Below are 20,069 nucleotides of genomic sequence, written 5' to 3' on the forward strand. Positions count from 1 at the left end.
CGCTCTCCTAGCCTGCCGGCGGCTTGTTGCTGTTATCTCGCTTGGGGTCCGGCTCGAAGTACGGGAGCGTCACCGCGTCGGTGACCGGACGGAACACCACGCGGACCGGCAGTCCGACGCGCGCCTCGTCGGGTTCGATGCCGGTCAGGGCGGTGACCAGGCGCGGGCCCTCGGCCAGCGCCACGATCGCCAGGATGTACGGGATCTTGTCGGCGAAGGCGAAGTGCGTGGGGTGCCGGACGACCGTGTAGCTGTAGACGGTGCCCTCGCCCGACACGTCGCGCCAGCCGACGGCGTCCGCGTGGCAGTGCGGGCAGCGCGGCAGCGGCGGGTGCCACACCTGGCGACACGACTGGCATTCCTGGACGGCGAGGCGTCCGTCCCCGGCCGCCTCCCAGTAGGGTGCGGTCCGCTCGGTCATCGCTGGAATTACCGCCATCGCATCACCTTGTTGTTGACTGTCGCTTGGTCGCGGGGCTCACCGGGCTCACCGGGCCAGGATCGTGGCGCTGCCGGCCGGGGCGCCGACCAGGGCGACTTCCGCGCCCGGCACCTGGCTCGCGGCGGTGCCGCGCAGCTGACGGACCGCCTCGAGTATCCCGTTCATGCCGTGCAGGTACGCCTCGGACAGGTGGCCGCCGTGCGTGTTGACCGGCAGCAGGCTGTCCGGACCGGTTCCCTGCTCGGTGACGTGGCGCCAGGCCTGGCCGTCGGGCACGAAGCCGTAGGACTCAAGCGAGCGCAGGGGCATGTAGGAGGTGGCGTCGTAGAACTCGGCGACGTCGATGTCGCCGTGCCGCACTCCCGCCTGGTCGAACAGCCGGGCAGCGGCGGCGGGCGGGAACAGTTCGAGCAGTTCGCCCCCGGTGTAGATGCCCATTGGCTCGCGGTACGGCGACAGCGTCTGGGTCGCCGACAGAATCCAGACCGGGTCCGCGCGCAGCGCCCGCGCCCGGTCCGCGGCGGTCACCACGAAGGCGCAGGCACCGTCGTTTTCCAGGCACAGGTCGAACAGCCGCAGTGGCTCGCTGATCATTCGCGCGCCCCGGTAGATGTCCCAGTCGAGCGGCCGGTCGCGCATCATCGCGTTCGGATTGCGGTGGGCGTAGGCCCGCTGGGTGATCGCGATCGTGCCGAGCGCGCGGGTCAGGTCCTCGTCGGTCAGCCCATGCACCGCGGCGTACCTGCGCGCCCACAGGGCGAACAGCTGCCCGGGTGACATCAGCCCGTACGGCCAGGCGAACGACAGGTTGTCCTGCTCGGGCACCACGATGTCACCGTCGGCTGGGCTGCCTTGTGCTGGGCCGGCCCCTTGCGCGCCGCCCGGGCCGCGTCCGTCGGCCCTGCCGAACCGGCCGCCGGTGGACTGCGACAGCGCCCGGTACACCACGACGACCGACGCGAGGCCGGCGCTGACCGCGGCGGCCGCCTGCATCACGACCGCGCCGAGCGCCTCGCCGCCGTGCGGCGCCTGGGCGAAGAACGACAGTTCGGGTATGCCGAGCCCGCGCACCAGCATGGCCTCGCTGACCGGCTCGAACGGCGCGGTGAAGCGGCACATCCCGTCCACCTCGGTGACGTCGAGGCCGGCGTCGGCGCACGCGGCGAGCACCGCCTCCATCGCGAGGTCCCATGCGGTGCCCGGCAGTGCCTTGCCGTACCTGGTCTGGCCGATGCCGACGATCGCCGCCTCGCGCCTGATCAAGGCGTCTCCCTGAGCAGGCCCGGTTCGCCGAGCAAGCCCGGTTCCCCGAGCAAGCCCAGTGCGCGCGCGTCCTCGCCGAGCCAGTCCCTGATCACGGCCGCGGTGTGCTCGCCCGGCTGGGGCGGCGCCACCACCCGCACCGGGGAGCGGGACATCCGCACCGGATAGCCGGGGATCGTCACCTCGCCGCGTCCCGGGTCGTCCACGGTGACGAAGATGCCGCGCTCGCGCAGGTCGCCGTCGGCGAGGACCTCCGTCGTCGAGCGCAGCGCGCCCGCCGGCACCCCGGCCTCGCCGAGCGCGCGCATCGCGGCCATCTTGTCGAGCCCGGACGTCCAGGCGCGGACCGCGTCATCGATGAGGTCCTTGTGCTCGCCCCGGCTCCTCATGGTGGCGAACCGCGGGTCGGCGAGCAGGTCCTCGCGGCCCATCAGCCTGGCCATCCGCTCCCACTGCCGGTCGCTGCCGCAGTGGATGTGCACATAGTCGCTCGGCCCGAACGGCGGGCAGGGATAGATGTCGGACGGCGCGGTCGGGAACAGGAACGGCGGCCGGTTGCCGAACCGCGGCGTGTCCATCGAGCGCTCGATCGGCCATCCATAGTGGATCCGCATGAACGTGGCGACCTGGTCGGTCATCGCGATCTGCAGCCGCTGGCCGAGCCCGTCCTTCTCCCGCTGGTACAGCGCCGCGAGTATCGCGCCGACAAGCACCATGCCGGTGCCGGTGTCGCCGACATCGGGGCCGGGCTTCATCGGCAGGTCGTCCGGCTCCCCGGTGATCGATGACGCGCCGGCGAAGCCCTGCGCGATCGGGTCGAAGCACGGGTAGTCGCGGTACGGCGAGTCCTCGGCGAACCCCTTCACCTGGGCGTAGATCAGCCGGGGGTTACGGGCGGACAGCACATCCCAGCCCAGGCCGAGGCGGTCGATGACGCCGGGCGAGAAGTTCTCCACAAAGATGTCGGCCCGGTCCGCGAGCCGCAGCGCCGTCTCGCGTCCCGCGTCGGACTTCAGGTCGAGTTCGACCGACTTCTTCGACGCGTTGTTCAGGTAGAACGGGACCGCGTCGTAGCTGTCCCGGCTGCCAGGCGCGATCACCTTGACGACCTCGGCGCCGAGGAAGGCGAGCATCAGCGTCGCCGACGGGCCCGCCACCTGGTGCGTCAGGTCGAGGACTCGCACGCCGTCGAGTGCGCGCCGCTGCTCGCTGTCGTCCATCCGCCGCCTTCCGGGTTCGCCTGGTTCTCGCAGGAACGTATACGATCGCCCGGGACCCGGCAATGGTCCCCCGCACGCGTGAAGGCCGCGGCCGACGGTGACGCGGGCACAAGGGCACCCAGCCACCCCGTCCTCACCGGAACCGTCAGAATCACGGCTCGCGCTGAGGTCTTGGCACCCGTCAGGCGCTCACTTACCCTGATGCTGAGGGGTGTCGCCATGGACGCGATGAGCGGCCGGTGCCTGGCATGCCAGGCGGACCTGAGGCCGGACGCGCGCTTTTGCCCGCGCTGCGGGCAGCGCGCCGTCGCCGCGACGCCTGATCCTTCCCAACCGCCGACGATCACCGCCCTGGCGAGCCCCGCGATGCAGGAACCGCGGCCGGCCCCCGCCACCCGCGGCGACTGGGACGACTGGTACACGATCACGTCGCCAGGGCAGGCTCCGCCGCCCCCGCCCTACCAGCCCCCGCCCTATCAGATCCCGCCACCTGCCCGTCAGCAGCAGCCCTATCCGCCACGGGAGCTGCCGCCAGGATCGGTGCCGCTCCAGCGCCAGCCGAATCAGCGCCAGCCGTTCCAGCCGCCGCCCGGCGGCCCACCGGGGTACGAGCCATGGCGCCCCTACCAGCCTGGACCGCCACCGGCCGGGCCGCCGCGCGGCAGCCGCCGTTCCCAGTCGAACGCGGGGCTGTGGACGATTCTGCTACTGCTGCTGGCCGGCGTGGGAGCGGGCGTCGTGCTGCTGCTCGCGCATCCATTCGGCAACCACAATCAGCGCCAGACGGCAAGCACGGGGACCGCCGCGGCCTCGCGGACCGCATCGGCCAGTCATAAGACGCATGCGTCCGGTTCCGCTAAGGCCACCGCCGGCTCCGGAACCCCGTCCACAGTGGCGACGAGCGCCGCCGAGCAGCGGGCCGCGTCGAGTGTCGCCTCGATGCTGTCGCAGAGCGCCTCCGACCGCACCGCGATCATCGGTGCCGCCACCGACATCGGCAACTGCGGCCCCAACCTCAACGCAGACCCGAAGGTCTTCGATGACGCGGCCGCCTCGCGGCAGACCATGCTCGCCAGCCTCAGAGCCATGCCCGGCAGGGACACCCTGCCTCCCGCGCTCGTCAGCGACCTCACCCAGGCCTGGCAGGCGTCGATTGCCGCCGACCAGGCCTACGCGAAATGGGCGAACGACGAGATCACCGGGGGCTGCGTCCGCCACGACACGAGCGATCCCGGTTACCAGGCCACCGTTGCGCCGGACCGCCAGGCGAGCCAGTCCAAGGACTCCTTCGTCGTGCTGTGGAACCCGATCGCTTCCGGCTACGGCCTCACCCAGTACTCCGCGGACCAGTTCTAAGCTCAATCGCCCGACGGGCCCCGGCGCGTACCGATTGTCCCGCGCCCGTCAACCACCTCGTTCGGGTGATGTCAGGCCATGCGCGAACCATGACGATTGGATGATGACGAAGCAAGCCGCTCCCCCGGGGTCGCGATGGGCGCCGTGGCTGGCACGGCTCAGCATCGTCCTCGCCGCGTGCGCCATCGCCGTGGTGGGGGTCGAGGCCGGGCTGCGCAGCTTCGGCATGCTGGCCGTGGGCCTGGCCGCCGCCGTGGTGAGCCTGGCGGCGATCTACCTGTTCCTGGCCCGCCGTGGCGTTGCGCGCTGGGTGTCGCTTACCGTCTTCGCGGCCGCGCCGATCGCCGTTATCGTCGTGTACGCGCTGCATTCGCTGCTGTGGGTGGCGCTTGCCTCGGCCGCCGGGTGGGGGCTCGCGGCCATGACCGCACGTCAGGCGCTAGTCGACGACATCGGGGACTGGCGAATGCCCGAGTATCCGGTGCCGCGGCAGGCCCGGCACCCGTTCGTGATCATGAACCCGAAGTCGGGCGGCGGAAAGGTCGTCAGGTTCGATCTCAAGCGGCGGGCTGAGGAGCTCGGCGCCGAGGTGTTCCTGCTCGACGGCCCGGGGCCCGTCGACGTCGCCGCGGTGGCGCGCGCGGCCGTCGCCGACGGCGCCGATCTGCTCGGCGTCGCCGGCGGCGACGGCACGCAGGCGCTGGTGGCAGGAATCGCGGCGGACCATGGCCTCCCGTTCGTGGTCGTCACCGCGGGCACCCGCAACCACTTCGCGCTCGACCTCGGGCTTGACAGGGAAGACCCGGCCGCCTGCCTTGGCGCGCTCCGCGATGCCGTCGAACTCCGCGTCGACCTCGGCGTGATCGGCGGCAGGACTTTCGTCAACAACGCGTCCTTCGGCGCCTACGCGGAGATCGTCGAGGATCCCGCCTATCGCGACGACAAGCTCGGCACGACCCTGCAGTTGCTGCCCGACCTGCTGCAGGGCCAGCGCGGTACCCGGCTGACCGCCCTGGCGGACGGCATGGAGATCAGCGGGCCGCAGGCACTCCTCATCGGTAACAACCCGTACGGGACCGGCGACATCGCGGGCCTTGGCCGGCGCGTCCGGCTGGACCGCGGCGAACTCGGCGTGGTGGCCGTCACGGTGGCCAGCGCGCGTGAGGCGGTGGGCCTGATCAGCGGCAAGCGCGCCGCCGGGCTGCGCGCGCTCACCGCGCGGGACGTGATCGTCACCGCCGACACCGAGCAGGTGCCGGTTGGCATCGACGGCGAGGCGATCATCCTGCCGGTCCCCGTGCTGTGCGGGATCCGCCACCGCGCGCTGCGGGTCTGGGTGCCACGCGACCGGCCCGGCGTCCCCGCGCCCAAGCCGGAGCTGAATTGGGGCAGGATCTGGCAGCTCGCAGTCGGCCGCCGCGGTACGCGGGACGCTGGCGCGTCCGGGGCGGGCGACACGCGCCCGCGCGTGCTGAGGTGAGGCTGGTGAGAGGCCGCTACGAACGCTACACGGACCTCGATGACATCCTGGAGCAGGCGAGAAGGCTGTCGGTCCAGACGCTGATCGTCGACATCGAGCCACTCGTCTCCTGGTGGCATAACACCCAGGAGTCGCTCGACTGGGGCGTGGCGATGGTCGTGGGCAAGGTCGCCATGCTGCCGGCACTGCGCGTCCTTGTCTTCTCGACGAACTCCGTGCGCCGTCCCTCGGCGATCCCGGACGCCGGCGACCTGGAGGTGCGTTACGTCTCCTCGGCGGGCAAGCCGCTGCGCACCGCGCCCTACGCCGACCTGCCACGGCCCGGGGCGGTGATCGGCGATCAGGTCCCCACCGACGGGCTGCTCGCCCGGCGTCTCGGCTTCACCTTCCTGCATTACCAGCCGCGGCTTGACGGCGCGCCGCTCGGGCCGCGGGTGATGCACCGCCTGGGGCGGCTGGCCGTGCCCGCGCTGTTCAGCCGCGGCCGAAGAGATCGGGCAGAGTAAGACCCGCCGTCAGCGGACGTCCCCCGCTCCCGCTGAGCGGGCGGGCCACTGGGCGCCGGTCTGCACGCGGAACGCTTCGACCGCCGACTCGACGGTCGGGAAGAAGTCCCGCGGTCCGATCGTCCTGGCGAGCCCGTACCGTTCGATCTTGCGCCGCACCGGGTCCTTCAGCTCGGCGAACACCAGCCTCGTGCCGCGCTCGGTCAGCGCCTCGTCAAGATCCTCGAGCATGTCGGACGCGGTAGTGTCGACGTCGGTCATCGGCTCGGCGGCCAGCACGATCCACGCGGGCTTCGGTTCGGCCCTGGCCAGCCGCATCACCTGGTCACGGAACCTCGTGGCGTTCGCGAAGAAGAGCGGCGCGTCGAACCGGTAGATCACCAGGCCGGGCAGCTGCTGCGCGCCTGGATGGCCGCGCACGTCGTGGTAGCCCTCGAGGCCGGTGGCCCGCCCGAGCACGGTCTCATAGGGCCGCCAGGCCCGCCGGAACACGTTGAGTATCGATAGCCCGACCGCGATGGCTATCCCGGGGAGCACCCCGAGCAGGGCGACCCCGCTGAACGCGGCGAGCGACAGCCAGAACTCGGCCTTGTTCTGCCGCCACAGCCGCGCCGTCCCCGGGATGTCCGCGAGCGACAGCGACGCGGTGATCACCACTGCGGCGAGCGCGGGCTGCGGCAGGTTGCGGAACAGGCCAGGGACGAGCAGGATCATGACGACGATCACCGCCGCGCCGACGACGCCCGCGAGCTGGGTCTTCGCGCCTGACCTCTCCGCCACCGCCGTCCGTGAGCCGCTGGTGCTGACGGGGAACCCCTGGAACAGGCCGGCCGCCAGGTTCGCCGCGCCGATCCCGGTCATCTCGCGGTTGCCGTCGATTTCCTGGCCGGTCCGCGCGGCGAACGCCGACGCGGTGGAGATCGTGTCGGCCAGCGACACCAGGGCGATGCCCGCCGCCCCCGCGAACAGCGGACCGAGGTCGGCAAGCCGGACATCGGGCAGGGTGAGCGGCGGGAATCCCTTGGGCAGCACGCCCACCAGGCTGACGCCGCGGGCCGCCAGGCCGAAGATCGATGTGGCCGCGATCGATAGCACCACCACGATGAGCACGGCGGGCAGCTTGGGCAGCCAGCGCTGCAGCACCAGGATCAGCGCGGTGCCGCAGATCCCGACCGTGGCCGCCGCCGCCACGGCCTTGCCGTCGGCAAGGCCCCTGACGAACGCCGCGGCCTCCCCGATCAGGCCCTCGGCGTCGGTCTTGAACCCGAACAGCTTCGGCAGCTGGCCGACGAGAATGGTCAGCGCCAGGCCGTTCATGTAGCCGATCATCGTCGGCTTGGAGATCAGGTCGGCGATGAAGCCGAGCTTCGCCACGGCTCCCACCACCATGATCGCCCCGACGATGATCGCCAGCATCGAGGCCAGCGCCACCGCGCGCTTCGGGTCGCCGCCCGCGCCGGCCAGCGGCAGGATCGTGGCGGCGATCATCGGCCCGAGCGAGGAGTCCGGCCCGAGCACCAGGACCCGGGACGGGCCGAACAACGCATAGCCGAGCAGGCACATGATCGACGTGTACAGGCCGGTGATGGGCGGCAGGCCCGCCAGCTCCGCGTAGGCCATGCCCTGCGGCACAAGCAGCGTGCTCAGCACGATCCCGGCGGCGATGTCGCTGGCCAGCCACGTGCGCCGGTAAGTCCTTACCGCCTGGAGGCCAGGCAACCATCCGAGCACGCTCACCACCCCGGCCGCGATCGCACGCATCCGCATCCTCCCCATTCGGCCCGGCCCGGTACGGCCGGCGCCTCACCCACGAGGGGTGATGCCGGCGCCGGCAGGAAGGTGTGGGATCGAAACCGGGCGAGGCGGGCGAAACGCCGCTATCGCAAGCCGAGCGGCTCGCGCGGCGCGCCGGCAATCACCCGCGGATGGGTGACGACAGCACGGCGCCGCTCGGGCAGCATCTGAGCACCCGGCCAGAGCACCGCAGGAGCTGAGCATGACCACGATGAGTCCGAGATCCGACGACGTCGCCTGGTACACCCTGTCGGCGGAGGACGCTGCCCGCCGGCTGAGCGTCGTGCCCGCTCAGGGCCTCAGGCCCGATCAGGTGACGCGCCTGCGCGCCAAGTACGGGCCCAACGAGCTGCCGAAGGAGCCGCCGCCGAGCCGGTGGGCCGTGGCGCGGGGACAGCTGCTGAACCCGATGAACATCATGCTGATGATCGTCGGTGCTGCCAGCATCGCCATCGGCCAGGTCCCGACCGCCATCGTGGTGCTGGCGCTCGTCACGTTCAACGTCGTCATGGGCACCAACCAGGAGATGAAGGCCCGGGCGAGCGTCGACGCGCTCGCGCAACTGCAGGTGCTCAAGGCGCGGGTGCGGCGAACGGGCGAGATCTTCGAGATCGACTCGACCACGCTCGTGCCAGGCGACATCGTGCTGATCGAGGCGGGTGACGTCGTCCCCGCCGACGGCCGGATCATCTCCTCCGCCACCCTGGAGGTGCAGGAGGCCGCGCTGACCGGCGAGAGCGCGCCGGTGGCCAAGGACCGGGGCGCCCTGGCAGGCGGCGAAGTCGGGATCGGCGACCGTACGGACATGGTCTTCCAGAACACGCAGGTGACGCGCGGCTCGGCGATGTTCGTCGTCACCGCGACCGGCCAGGCCACCCAGATGGGCCAGATCGCCGGCATGGTCTCCGCCACGAAGCGCTCGCGCTCGCCGCTGCAGCGCGAGCTTGACGGGATGACCAAGGTCTTCGGCACCATCGCGTGGCTGGCCGTCGCGGTGATCGCCATCGTCGGCATCGTCCGCGGCCAGGACATCACCACGCTGGTCCTGCTGTGCGTGTCCACCGCGATCGCGTCGATCCCTGTGGGCCTGCCCACGTTCGTGCAGACAATGCTGTCGTCAGGGGCGCAGCGCCTCGCGGCGGCCAAGGCGGTGGTCAAGTCGCTGTCCGACGTGGAGACGCTTGGCGGCACCACCGTCATCAACAGCGACAAGACCGGCACGCTGACCATGAACGCGATGACGGCGACCACCATGCTGGCAGGCGGCGACTGGTACACCATCTCCGGCCCCGGCTACCAGAAGGCGGGCGTCATCATGGGCGTCGCCGGCGGCGAGAGCCCGGACTTCCGCCGCCTGGCGCTCGGCCTCGCGCTGTGCACCGACGCCACCGTCGGGGACGACGAGTCGGTGATCGGCGATCCGACCGAGGCCGCGTTCGTCGTGCTCGCCGCGAAGATGGGCGTCGACGCGGCCGAGACAAGGACGGTGCTGCCGCGCAGGACCGAGGTGCCGTTCGACTCCGAGTACAAGTTCATGGCGACCTTCCATGACTGCCCAGAGTCGCTGGCCGGCGGGATCCTGAGGCAGCCGCACCTGGTGTGCGTGAAGGGCGCGCCCGACGTCGTGCTCGAACGGTGCGGCACGGCGCTGTGGCATGGCAAGCAGGTTCCGGTGGACACCGTGCGCGAGCAGATCATCGCCGCTAACAGCGACCTTTCCTCTCGCGGGCTGCGCGTGCTCGCGTTCGCCGCCAGGGAGCTCGGCTCCGACACGATGACACTGGCCATGACCGACCCGATGGCAGTGGTCACCGACCTCGTCTTCGTCGCGCTTGTGGCCATCATGGACCCGCTGCGCACCGAGGCCAAGGACGCCGTCCGCGCCGCCCTCGGCGCGGGGATCGACGTAAGGATGATCACCGGCGACCACACCGTCACCGCGCGGGCGATCGCCGACGAGCTCGGCCTGGGGGCCGGCGTGATCACCGGCACCGAACTGCAGCACCTGACCGACGCCGAGCTGACAAGCAGGCTCCCCGCGCTGCACGTGTTCGGCCGGGTGGCGCCCGAGGACAAGCTGCGGCTCGCCAGGCTCATGCAGGAATCGGGCGACGTGGTCGCGATGACCGGCGACGCCGTCAACGACGCTGCGGCGCTTAAGCAGGCCGACATCGGCGTCGCCATGGGCAGCGGCTCGGAGGTGTCCAAGCAGGCGGCCAAGATCGTGCTGACCGACGACAACTTCGCGACCCTGGTGCACGCGGTGGACCTGGGCCGCGATATCTACCGGCGCATCTCCTCGTACGTCAAGCTGCAGCTGACGATCCTGTCCTCGGTGCTGCAGCTGATGGTGTACGCGACCATACTCAACATCAATCACGGCATCGCGCTGTTCCCGCTCCAGCTGCTGTTCTGCAAGTTCTTCGTGGTGATCACCGTGGTGATCGGCTTCATCGCCGACGTGCCCGACCCCGGCGTGATGCAGCGGCCGCCGCGCAGGCCAGGCACCAAGATGGTCAACCGGCCGCAGCTGATCCGCTGGTTCGCCAGTGGCTTCATCGTGGCGGCCATTGCGCTCGGCGTGCTCGAGTGGGGCCCAGGCAAGCCGAGCACCACCCACGCGTCGGCCAACATGACCATGGCCTTCGCCATCGTCTCGTTCAGCGCGGTCAACCTCGGCCTGGTCATGCGACGGGAGCGCGAGCCCGCCTGGTCGCGGCCGGTCTTCCCCTACCTGGGGTGGATCATCCTTGGCTGGACCCTCACCTGGGCCGCGGTGGAGCTCGGCATGTTCCAGCGGCTGCTGAACACGCAGTCGCTGACCGGCGGACAGTGGCTGACGGTGCTCGGCCTGTCGCTGGTCATGCCGCTCGCGGTCGGCGTAGACAAGGCCATCCAGCTGCGCCGCCAGCGCACTATGCCGGCGGCGGCCGGTCTCCCCGCCGTGCCCGCCGTCCCCGCGCCCAGGGCTTGACCCGGGGCATCCCGAGTACGCCGAACCCGTTCAGGAGAGGAATGGCGAAGAATGGCGGACGAGAGAGCCGATCGGATCGCGGAACTGATCAAGCCGCTGCGGGTCAAGCCGGGGTCGACGGTGAAGCTGGCCAAGGACTTCGACCCCGGCTACAAGGCCGACTACGTGAAGAAGGGTGACGCCGCGGAGATCATGGAGCGCGGCATCGCGATGCTGTGCGACTACCAGGCGCGGCTTGCCGCCCAGGACACGCACGGGGTGCTTGTGTGCCTGCAGGCGCTGGATGCCGCCGGCAAGGACGGCACGATCCGGCACGTCATGAGCGGGGTGAACCCCCAGGGAGTGCACGTCTCCAGCTTCAAGGTGCCGTCCGCCGAGGAACTCGACCACGACTACCTGTGGCGTTTCAACCGGCACCTGCCCGCGCGCGGCGACATCGCCATCTTCAACCGCTCGCACTACGAGGAGGTCCTCGTGGTGCGGGTGCACCCGGAGAACCTGAGCCGCCAGAAGCTGCCGGAAAAGGCCAAGCGGAGCGGGGTGTGGCAGCGCCGCTACCGCGAGATCAACGACTGGGAACGCTACCTGACTGACAACGGGTTCCACATCGTCAAGATCTTCCTGAACCTGTCCAAGGAGGAGCAGCGGACCCGGTTCTTCAAGCGGCTCGACCTGCCGGAAAAAAACTGGAAGTTCTCCGCCGCCGACGTCCGCGAGCGCAAGCGCTGGGACGACTACCAGGAGGCCTACTCGGAGATGCTGTCCGCGACAAGCACGCCCTGGGCGCCGTGGTACGTCATCCCCGCTGACCACAAGTGGTTCGCCCGGCTGTGCGCGGCCGCGATCCTGGTCGACACCTTGATGGACATCGACCCGCGGTATCCGGAGGTGAGCACCGAGCGGCGCGAGGAACTGCTCGTCATCAAGGGCGAACTCGAGGCCCAGGCGCCCAAGGGAGCCGCGGCCGATCCGTTCGCGGCCGAGCAGGCCGCCAAGCAGGCCAAGGCGGCGCAGCGGGACAAGGCGGCGCAGCGGGACAAGGCGGCCCAGCGGGACAAGACAAGGGCCGGGAAGAAGGCGAAGGGTTGACGTGGCTCGACGGCTCGTCGGCCTGATCCGGGCAATAGCCTCCCGTTCGGGCTAAAAGGGACCTGCCCTACGGTTGGGTCCATGACGGAACCTGTGAACGACGGTCCGGCGCTGACATTCGCGGCGGCGACCGCGGTGTCGTCGTGCGGCGATGGCGCCTACCGGGTAGAGCTTCGGCCGGAGTACTCGATCGGCCGGCGCAAACCCAACGGGGGCTACTTGCTCGCCTGCCTTGGCCGGGCCGCGCTCGCCGCCGCCGGCGCCGGGTCCGGCCACGAGCACGTGATCGCCGCCGGGGTTCAGTACTACGCCGCGCTTGACGTCGGCCCGGCCGTCATCGAGACCCGGGTAGTGCGGGCGGGCCGCACTGCCACGCAGGTCACGGCCACCATTAGCGGTTCCGGCGGGTCCGGCGGGCTCGGCGCCCAGGCCCGTTTCACGCTGGCCAGCCTGCCTGCCGGCAGCGAGCCGTTCTGGGGCGGCGGCGAGCCGCCCGTGCTCCCGCCGATCGGCGAGTGCGAACCGCCGCTGCATGGCCGGCGGCGCGGCACCACGGTCAGCCTGGACCCGGCCACCAGCTTCACCATCACGCCGGACGGCCCGCTGGTGACCGGGAAGGGCGAGTTCCGCGCCTGGTTCCGTGACGACGACACCGACGTCGTGGACACGGTGGGCCTGCTCTACGCGGCGGACGCCCTGCCGCCCGCGACCGCGGGAATCACGCTCACCGGCTGGGTGCCGACGCTCGACCTCACCGTCTACATTCGCGCCCTGCCGGCTCCCGGCCCGCTCCGGCTGCGGATGCGCGCCCAGATGATCCAGGACGGCTTCGCCGACGAGGTCTGCGAGGGGTGGGACTCGCGAGGCCGGCTGGTCATGCAGGCCACGCAACTGGCCGCCCTCCGCCATCCCGAGGGCCGTCACGCCTAGGCTGGCTCTTCCTGCTGCCAGGCTCCCTGCCTACCCGTGACCCGCCTAGACACCGTCAGGCCAGGCCGAACGACACCCTCAGGCGGGCCCGAAGCGGACGCGCAGGCCGTGGCGGCGAAGCATGGACATGAGCCACACGACGGACACCGCGGTGCCCGCTACCACCCCGGCGACGGTCACCAGCGTGGTGGCCAGGAGAAACACGGGGACCGGCTCAAACACCATGAGGAGGACCAGGCCGACGGTGGAGGCTGCGAAGATTCCCGCCCACAGCCAGGTCACGCCGCGGAAGAAGCGGTCGAGGCCGGCGTGCGTCGCCGACGGCCTGCGCAGCGCCACCACCTCGGCGGCCAGCTGGTCCACCAGCGGCCGGCCGGTGGGCGCTGTCCTGGCGAACAGGATGCACAGGGCCAGGTTGGCGAGCGGGAATTGCAGCAAGAACAGCAGCATGCTGCCGGTGGCGATGACCAGCACGGTCTGCAGGGTGAGCACCAGGCCGGAGATCACCAGCAGGCCCGGGATCCCGCCGGTCAGGATGGCACCGCCGACCTCCTACAGCAGGGGTGCCGCGGTCAAGGCATACGGAGTTTGGGGGAACAAACCGGATCAAATCAGGCGCATTTTGGCCCCGAAGTCAGTACATGTCTCTCCGTGCACCCGCCCGGCCATGATCAGATTGCCGCCAGGATGGGAGTTTCCGTGATAGTGCGGGAGACGCGCCGCATGGGCCGAGGGTCGCACCGCCGGCGATCTCCGCCGATCAGCGCATCGCGGACCAGACGAGCTGGGACAGGTGGTTAATCGTCTGTATGCCGTACTTCTCCGTCGCGGTGCCGGTGCTGAAGACGGCGATCAGGTAGTCGCGGCCGTCGCCTGATATCCAGCCAACGCTGTTGACCTGCCAGTTTGAATTCACGCCGTCGAGCGGCAGCCAGCCGTTCTTCAGCGCCACCTTCACCCCGGCGGGAACGCCAGCCGACACGCCCCAGCGCTGGCCGAGGGCGATGTGCTCGAGCAGGGACAGGGCGTAGGAGCGGGCGGCGTGCGACAGCAGCGGCCGCTCCCCCGGCAGGACGAGCTGGCGCAGCAGAACCAGCTGGTCGTACGGAACGGTGGTGGTCAGCCCCCAGCCGGGCCACGGGAAGCCCGCGCAGGTGACGCACGCCGAGGGGGCCGTCCTCGTCAGCCCGGCCCGGTCGTTGTAGGCGGCGAGGCCGACAGCGCCGCCTGCCTCGTCCCACAGGCTGGTCGCCGCGTCGTTGTCGCTGTCCTCGATCATGGAACGGGCCAGCGACTTGTCCGCCGCCGACAGCCCGGACACGCCGCCGCGGGCGAGCAGCGCCTCAAGGATGTCGAGCTTGACGACGCTGGCCTCGGCCTGCACCGGCCCGTCGCCGAGCCGCCAGGACTGCCCGGTGGTCACGTCGTAGACGGCGGCGCGCACGGTGCCCGAGCGGCCCGCCACCCACGCTGCCGCGGCGCCGGACAGCGGGTTGGCGCGCGGGGCGCCAGGCGACGATCCCTGCGGTCCCAGCGCGGCGCCAGCGGCGGAACCTGATGGCCCGCCGGAAGCCCCGGCAATGGCCGCGGCACCGCCAGTTCCCGCCGCCCCGGCGGCCGAGTCGCCGCCACGCCCGCGCAGCACGATGAACAGCCCGATGACGAGCACGAGGGCGGCAGCCACGGTGACCGCCACGCCAGCAACGGCGCGCCCGGCGCTCACCATGACCGCTGCCCTCCTTGCCGACCCGGGAACCACTCCAGGCCCATCCGGAACGAGTCCGGGACTGATCCGGACCGGTCAGGGCCCAGAAGCTACCGGGGCATCATATGCGGGACGGCGCGAACAGGGCGTAATTCTGCTTTCTCCCCCGCGCCGGACGCGTCGCCGAGCGCCTCCGCGACGGACCCGTCGAGCACCGCGCTCGCCTCGACCGCAGACCCGCGCAGCAAGTACGCGGAGTGCAGCCGGTCCGGGTGTTCCTTGAGTTCGGCCGCCGTGCCCGAGTAACGCAGCACGCCGCCCTCCATCACGTGCGCCCCGGTGGCCAGGGACAGCGCGACGGTGGCGAACTGCTCGATGAGCAGGATGCCGACGCCGCTCGCCGCCACCTCGCGGATCACCGGGATCAGCTGGTTGACGATGACCGGGGCCAGGCCGAGTGACAGCTCGTCGATGAGGATGTACCTCGGCTGCGAGACCAGGGCCTGCGCGAGCACCACCATCTGCTGCTCGCCGCCGGACAGCAGCCGGGCCGGGACGGTGAGCCGCTGGCCGAGCCGGGGGAACAGCTCGAGCGCGCGCGCCCGCCCGTCGGCCGCGTCCTTCTTGCTCAGCGCGTAGGTGGCGACCCTGATGTTGTCGTCGACGGACAGGTCGGGCAGTAGCCGACGGCCCTCGGGGACGATCGCCACGCCGGCGGCGCGGATCCGCTCGGGGCGCTGGCCCGCCAGTTCAGTCCCGTCGAGCAGCACCGAGCCCGGGCGCGGCCGCAGCACTCCGCCGACGGCGAGCACAAGGGAGGACTTGCCCGCGCCGTTCGGCCCGAGCAGCGCGGTGACCTCCCCGGCGGGCACCGTGATGGTCACGTCCTTGACCACCGGCCGGCCGCCACGCTCGACGGTGATGTCACGGAGTTCAAGCTGGCTCACGGTTAGATCACCTCCGCCGTTCCGAGGTAGGCGCGCATCACGTTCTCGTCGCGCAGCACCTGCGCGGTCGGGCCCGACGCGATCAGCTTGCCGAAGTCGAGCACGGCGGTGGTGCCGCAGACCGCGGAGACCAGGGACATGTCGTGGTCGACCAGGATGGTCAGCGCGCCGGTGTGCTCGGGGATGTTCTTGATGACGCCGGTCAGGTGCTCGGTCTCGCTGTCGGGCAGGCCGGCGGCCGGCTCGTCGAGCAGCACCAGGCGCGGCTTGCCCGCGACGGCGCGCGCCACCTCGACGAGGCGCCGCTGGCCGGCGGTGAGCGACCCGACCTTCGCGTCCGGCGAGATGCCGCCGCCCACGAACTCGATCGCGGCGAGCACGTCCGCGCGGCGGGCGGCCCCGCGCATCGCGGAGTGAATCATCGCCACGTTGTCGTAGACGCTGAGCGCGGAGATCGCCTGCTCGGTCTGGAAGGTGCGGCGGATGCCCCACCGGGCCCGGCGGAAGTGCGCCATGCGCAGCAGGTCGTCGCCGAAAGCGGTGACCGAGCCGGCGGCAGGCCTGACGAAGCCGGACAGCACGTTGAAGAACGTGGTCTTGCCCGCGCCGTTGGGGCCGATGAGCCCGCACACCCCGCTGTCAAAGTGCAGGTTCATGCCGTCGAGCGACGTCACGCCGCCGTACCTGACGGTGAGGTCGGTGACCTCGATCATGCCGTGTCGCCGCCCTTCGTGCCCGCAGCAGTGCCGCCCGTGGCTGAGCCGCCCGAGACTGGCGCGCCCGCGCGATGTGCCCCGGCTGGCCGCCGCCACAGCCGGCTGATCAGCCTGTACAGTCGCCTCATGTCCTTAGGGAACTGGTCGGCGAGGCCGGCCGGCGCGGTGGTGAGCACCTGGAGAACGCCGATACCGAACACGATGGTGAGCCAGTCGAAGGCCACGCCGAGGTTCTGCAGGATGGCCGGAAGCAACTGCATCAGCAGCGCCGCGATCACCGCGCCCCACAAGTTGAACACGCCGCCCATCAGCGCCACCGCGAGCAGGATGATCGAGTCCTGGGTGGTGAAGTTGATGGAGTACAGGTAGTGCGCCTGTCCGGCGAGCACCGCGCCCGCCACGCCGGTGATGAACGAGGCGAGCGCGAACGCCCACAGCTTGTAGAACGTCACGTTGATGCCGGCCGCCAGCGCCGCGGGCTCGCTCTGCCTGATCGCCGCCCAGGCCCGGCCGGGCCCAGTGCGCAGGTGCAGGAAGACAAGAGCGAACATCACCAGCGCGACCACGACCGCGAACCGGAAGTACGCGGGGTCGGTGCCGGCGATCGAGGGCCGCCTGATCGGCGGGATGTGCACGGAATTGCCGTTGTAGCCGCTGAAGCCACCGCCGCCGTTGGGGAAGTTCACCGTGGCCAGGATGACCGTGATGGCGCCGGCCAGCATCAGCGTGATCAGCGCCAGGTACAGTCCGCGCATCCGCAGCGCGGGCAGCCCGATCGCGGTGCCGATCAGCATGGTGACCAGGCCGGCCTCGATCAGCACGACGGGATACGGCTGCGTGGTGGCGTACAGCAGGCGCGCCCCGGTCCAGGCGCCGATCTGGATCACGGCGCCCTGGCCGAGCGAGAACAGGCCCACCCTTCCGACGAGTACCCCAAGGCCGAGCGCGACGACCGCGTAGATGGCGGCCAGGGTCAGGTAGCCGGTGTAGTACCCGTTCATGAACCCGGGGAGCCCGAAGATCACGAACAGGACCAGCGCGGCCGCCACCCCAAGCCTTACCGGGTTATCGGGGACGCGCAGCAGCTGGCGCCGCTGCGCGGCGGCGGCGGTGTCCTCGGCTCCCGTGGTGTCGATCACGAAGCCTCCTCGCCGGAGCGGCCCATGACCGTCTGGTGCCGCGATACCCATAGCAGCGCGACTGCGGCGAGCACGAACGGTGTCATGTCCCGGTAGTTGGACAGCGCGGTGAAGGTCGTCGCCATGTCGTGGATCATCCCGATGACGAGCGCCGCCACGAACGTGATGGTGATCGACCGCAGCCGTGCGATCAGCGCGGCGGCCAGCGATGAGATCACCAGGTAGGTGAGCGTGGTGGCGTCGAGCGAGACGAGATCCTGCAGCAGCAGCCCGGCGATGCCGGCCAGCACTCCGCAGCCGAACCAGGCGGCCGCCTCGACCCGGCGCACGGGTACCCCGAGCGTCGCGGTGATCTCCCGGTCGTTGGCCATCGCCCGCATCGCGGTGCCGAGCTTGGTGTACCTGAGGAACGCCCCGGTGCCCACGGTCAGCGCCACCCCTGCGGCGACCCCGATCACCTCGGTCCAGGTCACCTGGATGCCGGCGACGGTGAAGCCACCGCCGTCCGTTGGCAGCGGGAGCGACCGCGCCTGTCCGCCGCTCGTGGTCCACAGCAGGTCCATCGCCCCGGCGAGGATCAGGGTGAGGCCCAGCGTGGCCACCGCGCGGACAAGCGGGCCACGCGCGGCCAGGGGCGGTCCGAAGACCGTCCCGTAGCCGAGCGTAACCACGCCGCCAAACAGGATGCACACGATCCACGCGATCCACTGCGGGATCCCGCCCTGGACCATGGACCACGCGATGAGCGCGCCGAACGCCCCCACCGCGCCGAACGCAAGATAAAGCACGCCCGTAGCGCGGTAGAGGACAACCAGCCCCACCCCGGACAGGGCATACACCCCGCCCAGGGCGAGACCGCTTATGATGAACGGCTCGAGTTCAGACCAGCTTGGCATTGTTCCTTGTTTACTGTCAGGCGCCGAGCGACGTCGCGTCCGCCGGCGCACGGCCCGCGAGCTTGACGTACTGCGCGATCTGCGGGTCGTCGGTGGAGATGTTCAGGCATCCGGAACCGGGGACGAGCAGCATCTGGCCCTTGTTCGGCGTGACGGTGTAGTCCGCGTTGTTCGGGATGTGCATCGGGTAGTTGCCGTAGGTGAACTGCCCGCAGAGCATGCCGGTGTTGGCGTTCTTGAGCGCCTTGAACGCCGCGTTCACCGACTGCACGGTGTAGTCGCCCGTGATGGTCTCAAGCGCCTGCACCGCCAGCCGGGCCTCGACGAAGCCGAACTGGCTGAACGAGCCGATGCCGCCGGAGACGTTCGAGCCGTACTGCTTGAGGATGGCACGGTACAGGTTCATCGTCGCCGTGTTGGTCCCGTCGGCCGGGGTCAGCTCCGCGTTGATGAACAGCTTGTTGTCGAAGGCGGTGCCGAGCGCGCTGGCCAGGAAGTCGGTGTCGCAGGGGGTGGAGCAGCCCCACGCCTTGACGTTGTTCTGGATGTGCAGCTTGGCCGCGGCCTGCAGGATCTTCAGCGCCTCAGGCGGGGTGAAGTTCAGCACCACGGCGCCGTTCTTGCCTGCCGCCTGGACCAGCTGCAGAGCGACGGAGTTCGCGCTCTGGATCGGCACGTTGGTGGTGAACGTCTGGATCGGCACGTTCGCGGCCGCGGCGATGGCCTTCGGGCCGGCGGCGATGTAGTCGGTGCCGGGAACGTTCGACTGGTCGAATGCGACCTTGTCCACCTTCACCGTGTTGATCACGTACTGGACCGCGCCGTCCGAGCTGTAGCGCGGGCCCATGTTGACCGCGGCGCTGTTCGAGGTCGACCAGCACTCCGGCGCGATGCCCGAGTCGATGATGTCGTAGCCCAGGCCCTCCCAGTACTTGTGGTCGATCGTGCACTCGAGAATCGAGGTGTTGCCTACGATGCCGACCACATGGTCGCTCTGCACGAGCTCCTTGGACACCGACCCGATCTGCGACGGGTTGGTCTGCTCGGTCTTGATGAAGTACTTGATCGGGTGGCCGTTGACGCCGCCGTTCGCGTTCACGCAGTTGAAGTAGGCCTGCGCCATGTTCGCGATGTCGGTGAACGAGGTGCCTGGCTGGTCGGTGTTGATCGTTCCGAGGTTGATCGGCGTGCCGGTGGCGGCGACACCCGGCTTCGTGCCGCACGTGGTGGTGTCGACCGCGCCCGCGCTCGCCGTGCTCGACGCCGACGAGGAGGCGGGGGCGGAGCTGCTCGCGGCCGGGGCGCTCGACGATGCCGGCGGGCTACTCGTCGTGGAACTGGAACTGCACGCGGCAAGGACGCCAAGCGACAGCGCCGCGACGGCGGTCGCCGCCGTCCGCGCACTCCAGTGGAAGGATCTATTCATGTGTTCTGCCTTCTGGTGGCTAACGGAGAAACATTTTTCTTCCGAACGGGTGCCTGGCTTTGCCTGTCAGGCCGCCATTACACCCGGGAGCTAGCCGAAGAAGAGACCGTCGACATCCCACGAGTAAACGGCGCTTCTTTGCACTGCTTTCCATGGTGACCTAGGTGATTTGAGTTCAAGCAGCTA

The 20,069-nt window shown here is 70.4% G+C and carries 17 protein-coding genes; 6 read left to right on the forward strand and 11 right to left on the reverse strand.

Features of this window, described 5'->3' with window-relative positions; translation table 11 throughout:
• Window positions 1-7: 7 nt before the first annotated feature.
• The 3 genes from EAS64_RS11700 to EAS64_RS11710 are packed head-to-tail and all read right to left on the reverse strand — an operon-like array spanning window position 8 to window position 2,925.
• Window positions 8-439: a Zn-ribbon domain-containing OB-fold protein gene (locus EAS64_RS11700; protein WP_145852943.1), complete on the reverse strand. Its 432-nt coding sequence runs from the start codon at window positions 437-439 to the stop codon at window positions 8-10.
• Window positions 440-487: 48 nt separating this feature from the next.
• Entirely contained in the window at window positions 488-1,705 is a 1,218-nt protein-coding gene (locus EAS64_RS11705) for a thiolase C-terminal domain-containing protein (protein WP_145852944.1), read from the reverse strand.
• On the reverse strand, window positions 1,702-2,925 hold the full coding sequence (locus EAS64_RS11710; protein WP_145852945.1) for a CaiB/BaiF CoA transferase family protein: 1,224 nt from the start codon (window positions 2,923-2,925) through the stop codon (window positions 1,702-1,704). Before EAS64_RS11710 ends, EAS64_RS11705 begins: the two co-directional genes overlap by 4 nt.
• Window positions 2,926-3,126: 201 nt before the next feature.
• On the opposite strand from EAS64_RS11710, the gene EAS64_RS11715 reads away from it, so the two are divergent.
• From EAS64_RS11715 to EAS64_RS11725, 3 genes are all read left to right on the forward strand, one after another.
• Window positions 3,127-4,281, forward strand: a complete 1,155-nt coding sequence (locus tag EAS64_RS11715; RefSeq protein ID WP_222849227.1) for a zinc ribbon domain-containing protein — start codon at window positions 3,127-3,129, stop codon at window positions 4,279-4,281.
• 100 nt (window positions 4,282-4,381) lie between these two features.
• Window positions 4,382-5,761, forward strand: a complete 1,380-nt coding sequence (locus EAS64_RS11720) for a diacylglycerol/lipid kinase family protein (RefSeq protein ID WP_145852947.1) — start codon at window positions 4,382-4,384, stop codon at window positions 5,759-5,761.
• A gap of 5 nt (window positions 5,762-5,766) precedes the next feature.
• Window positions 5,767-6,267 (forward strand): HAD family hydrolase, encoded by a 501-nt coding sequence (locus tag EAS64_RS11725; protein WP_145852948.1) that lies wholly within the window; start codon window positions 5,767-5,769, stop codon window positions 6,265-6,267.
• A 9-nt stretch (window positions 6,268-6,276) separates the two neighbouring features.
• Here EAS64_RS11725 and EAS64_RS11730 read toward each other — a convergent pair whose 3' ends face one another.
• A complete protein-coding gene (locus EAS64_RS11730) occupies window positions 6,277-8,028 on the reverse strand; it encodes a SulP family inorganic anion transporter (RefSeq protein ID WP_187365848.1) in 1,752 nt (583 codons plus the stop codon).
• Between the two features lie 235 nt (window positions 8,029-8,263).
• On the opposite strand from EAS64_RS11730, the gene EAS64_RS11735 reads away from it, so the two are divergent.
• The 3 genes from EAS64_RS11735 to EAS64_RS11745 all read left to right on the forward strand — a co-directional run bounded on the left by EAS64_RS11735 (window position 8,264) and on the right by EAS64_RS11745 (window position 13,054).
• Window positions 8,264-11,035 (forward strand): cation-translocating P-type ATPase, encoded by a 2,772-nt coding sequence (locus EAS64_RS11735; RefSeq protein WP_145852950.1) that lies wholly within the window; start codon window positions 8,264-8,266, stop codon window positions 11,033-11,035.
• A gap of 51 nt (window positions 11,036-11,086) precedes the next feature.
• On the forward strand, window positions 11,087-12,124 hold the full coding sequence (locus EAS64_RS11740; protein ID WP_145852951.1) for a polyphosphate kinase 2 family protein: 1,038 nt from the start codon (window positions 11,087-11,089) through the stop codon (window positions 12,122-12,124).
• 81 nt (window positions 12,125-12,205) lie between these two features.
• Window positions 12,206-13,054 carry a thioesterase family protein gene (locus EAS64_RS11745; protein ID WP_145852952.1) on the forward strand — a complete coding sequence of 283 codons (849 nt, stop codon included), beginning with the start codon at window positions 12,206-12,208 and terminating at the stop codon, window positions 13,052-13,054.
• Window positions 13,055-13,132: 78 nt separating this feature from the next.
• Here the strand turns inward: EAS64_RS11745 and EAS64_RS11750 are convergent, their stop codons facing one another.
• The 7 genes from EAS64_RS11750 to EAS64_RS11780 form a co-directional block, all read right to left on the reverse strand.
• Window positions 13,133-13,561, reverse strand: coding sequence for a hypothetical protein (locus EAS64_RS11750; protein WP_145852953.1), 429 nt, complete (start codon window positions 13,559-13,561; stop codon window positions 13,133-13,135).
• 253 nt (window positions 13,562-13,814) lie between these two features.
• Window positions 13,815-14,780 carry a serine hydrolase gene (locus tag EAS64_RS11755; protein WP_145852954.1) on the reverse strand — a complete coding sequence of 322 codons (966 nt, stop codon included), beginning with the start codon at window positions 14,778-14,780 and terminating at the stop codon, window positions 13,815-13,817.
• Between the two features lie 89 nt (window positions 14,781-14,869).
• The gene (locus EAS64_RS11760) at window positions 14,870-15,706 is read right to left on the reverse strand and encodes an ABC transporter ATP-binding protein (protein ID WP_145852955.1); all 837 of its coding nucleotides are present in this window, start codon (window positions 15,704-15,706) and stop codon (window positions 14,870-14,872) included.
• A gap of 2 nt (window positions 15,707-15,708) precedes the next feature.
• Window positions 15,709-16,419, reverse strand: coding sequence for an ABC transporter ATP-binding protein (locus EAS64_RS11765; RefSeq protein WP_145852956.1), 711 nt, complete (start codon window positions 16,417-16,419; stop codon window positions 15,709-15,711).
• Window positions 16,416-17,561 (reverse strand): branched-chain amino acid ABC transporter permease, encoded by a 1,146-nt coding sequence (locus EAS64_RS11770; protein ID WP_187365849.1) that lies wholly within the window; start codon window positions 17,559-17,561, stop codon window positions 16,416-16,418. Before EAS64_RS11770 ends, EAS64_RS11765 begins: the two co-directional genes overlap by 4 nt.
• On the reverse strand, window positions 17,558-18,457 hold the full coding sequence (locus EAS64_RS11775) for a branched-chain amino acid ABC transporter permease (protein ID WP_145852958.1): 900 nt from the start codon (window positions 18,455-18,457) through the stop codon (window positions 17,558-17,560). The genes EAS64_RS11770 and EAS64_RS11775 overlap by 4 nt, the downstream gene beginning before the upstream one ends.
• A gap of 16 nt (window positions 18,458-18,473) precedes the next feature.
• Window positions 18,474-19,883: an ABC transporter substrate-binding protein gene (locus EAS64_RS11780; RefSeq protein WP_145852959.1), complete on the reverse strand. Its 1,410-nt coding sequence runs from the start codon at window positions 19,881-19,883 to the stop codon at window positions 18,474-18,476.
• Window positions 19,884-20,069: the final 186 nt, after the last annotated feature.

The sequence above is a fragment of the Trebonia kvetii genome, from assembly GCF_007827045.1.
GTDB classification, from domain to species: Bacteria; Actinomycetota; Actinomycetes; order Streptosporangiales; family Streptosporangiaceae; genus Trebonia; species Trebonia kvetii.

Excerpts from the sequence above, each read along its gene's own strand:
- EAS64_RS11700 (WP_145852943.1), bottom strand. The coding sequence starts at position 439 with ATGGCGGTAATTCCAGCGATGACCGAGCGGACCGCACCCTACTGGGAG.
- EAS64_RS11710 (WP_145852945.1), bottom strand. The coding sequence starts at position 2,925 with ATGGACGACAGCGAGCAGCGGCGCGCACTCGACGGCGTGCGAGTCCTC.
- EAS64_RS11715 (WP_222849227.1), top strand. The coding sequence starts at position 3,127 with ATGCTGAGGGGTGTCGCCATGGACGCGATGAGCGGCCGGTGCCTGGCA.
- EAS64_RS11720 (WP_145852947.1), top strand. The coding sequence starts at position 4,382 with ATGATGACGAAGCAAGCCGCTCCCCCGGGGTCGCGATGGGCGCCGTGG.
- EAS64_RS11730 (WP_187365848.1), bottom strand. The coding sequence starts at position 8,028 with ATGCGTGCGATCGCGGCCGGGGTGGTGAGCGTGCTCGGATGGTTGCCT.
- EAS64_RS11735 (WP_145852950.1), top strand. The coding sequence starts at position 8,264 with ATGACCACGATGAGTCCGAGATCCGACGACGTCGCCTGGTACACCCTG.
- EAS64_RS11740 (WP_145852951.1), top strand. The coding sequence starts at position 11,087 with ATGGCGGACGAGAGAGCCGATCGGATCGCGGAACTGATCAAGCCGCTG.
- EAS64_RS11745 (WP_145852952.1), top strand. The coding sequence starts at position 12,206 with ATGACGGAACCTGTGAACGACGGTCCGGCGCTGACATTCGCGGCGGCG.
- EAS64_RS11755 (WP_145852954.1), bottom strand. The coding sequence starts at position 14,780 with ATGGTGAGCGCCGGGCGCGCCGTTGCTGGCGTGGCGGTCACCGTGGCT.
- EAS64_RS11765 (WP_145852956.1), bottom strand. The coding sequence starts at position 16,419 with ATGATCGAGGTCACCGACCTCACCGTCAGGTACGGCGGCGTGACGTCG.
- EAS64_RS11775 (WP_145852958.1), bottom strand. The coding sequence starts at position 18,457 with ATGCCAAGCTGGTCTGAACTCGAGCCGTTCATCATAAGCGGTCTCGCC.
- EAS64_RS11780 (WP_145852959.1), bottom strand. The coding sequence starts at position 19,883 with ATGAATAGATCCTTCCACTGGAGTGCGCGGACGGCGGCGACCGCCGTC.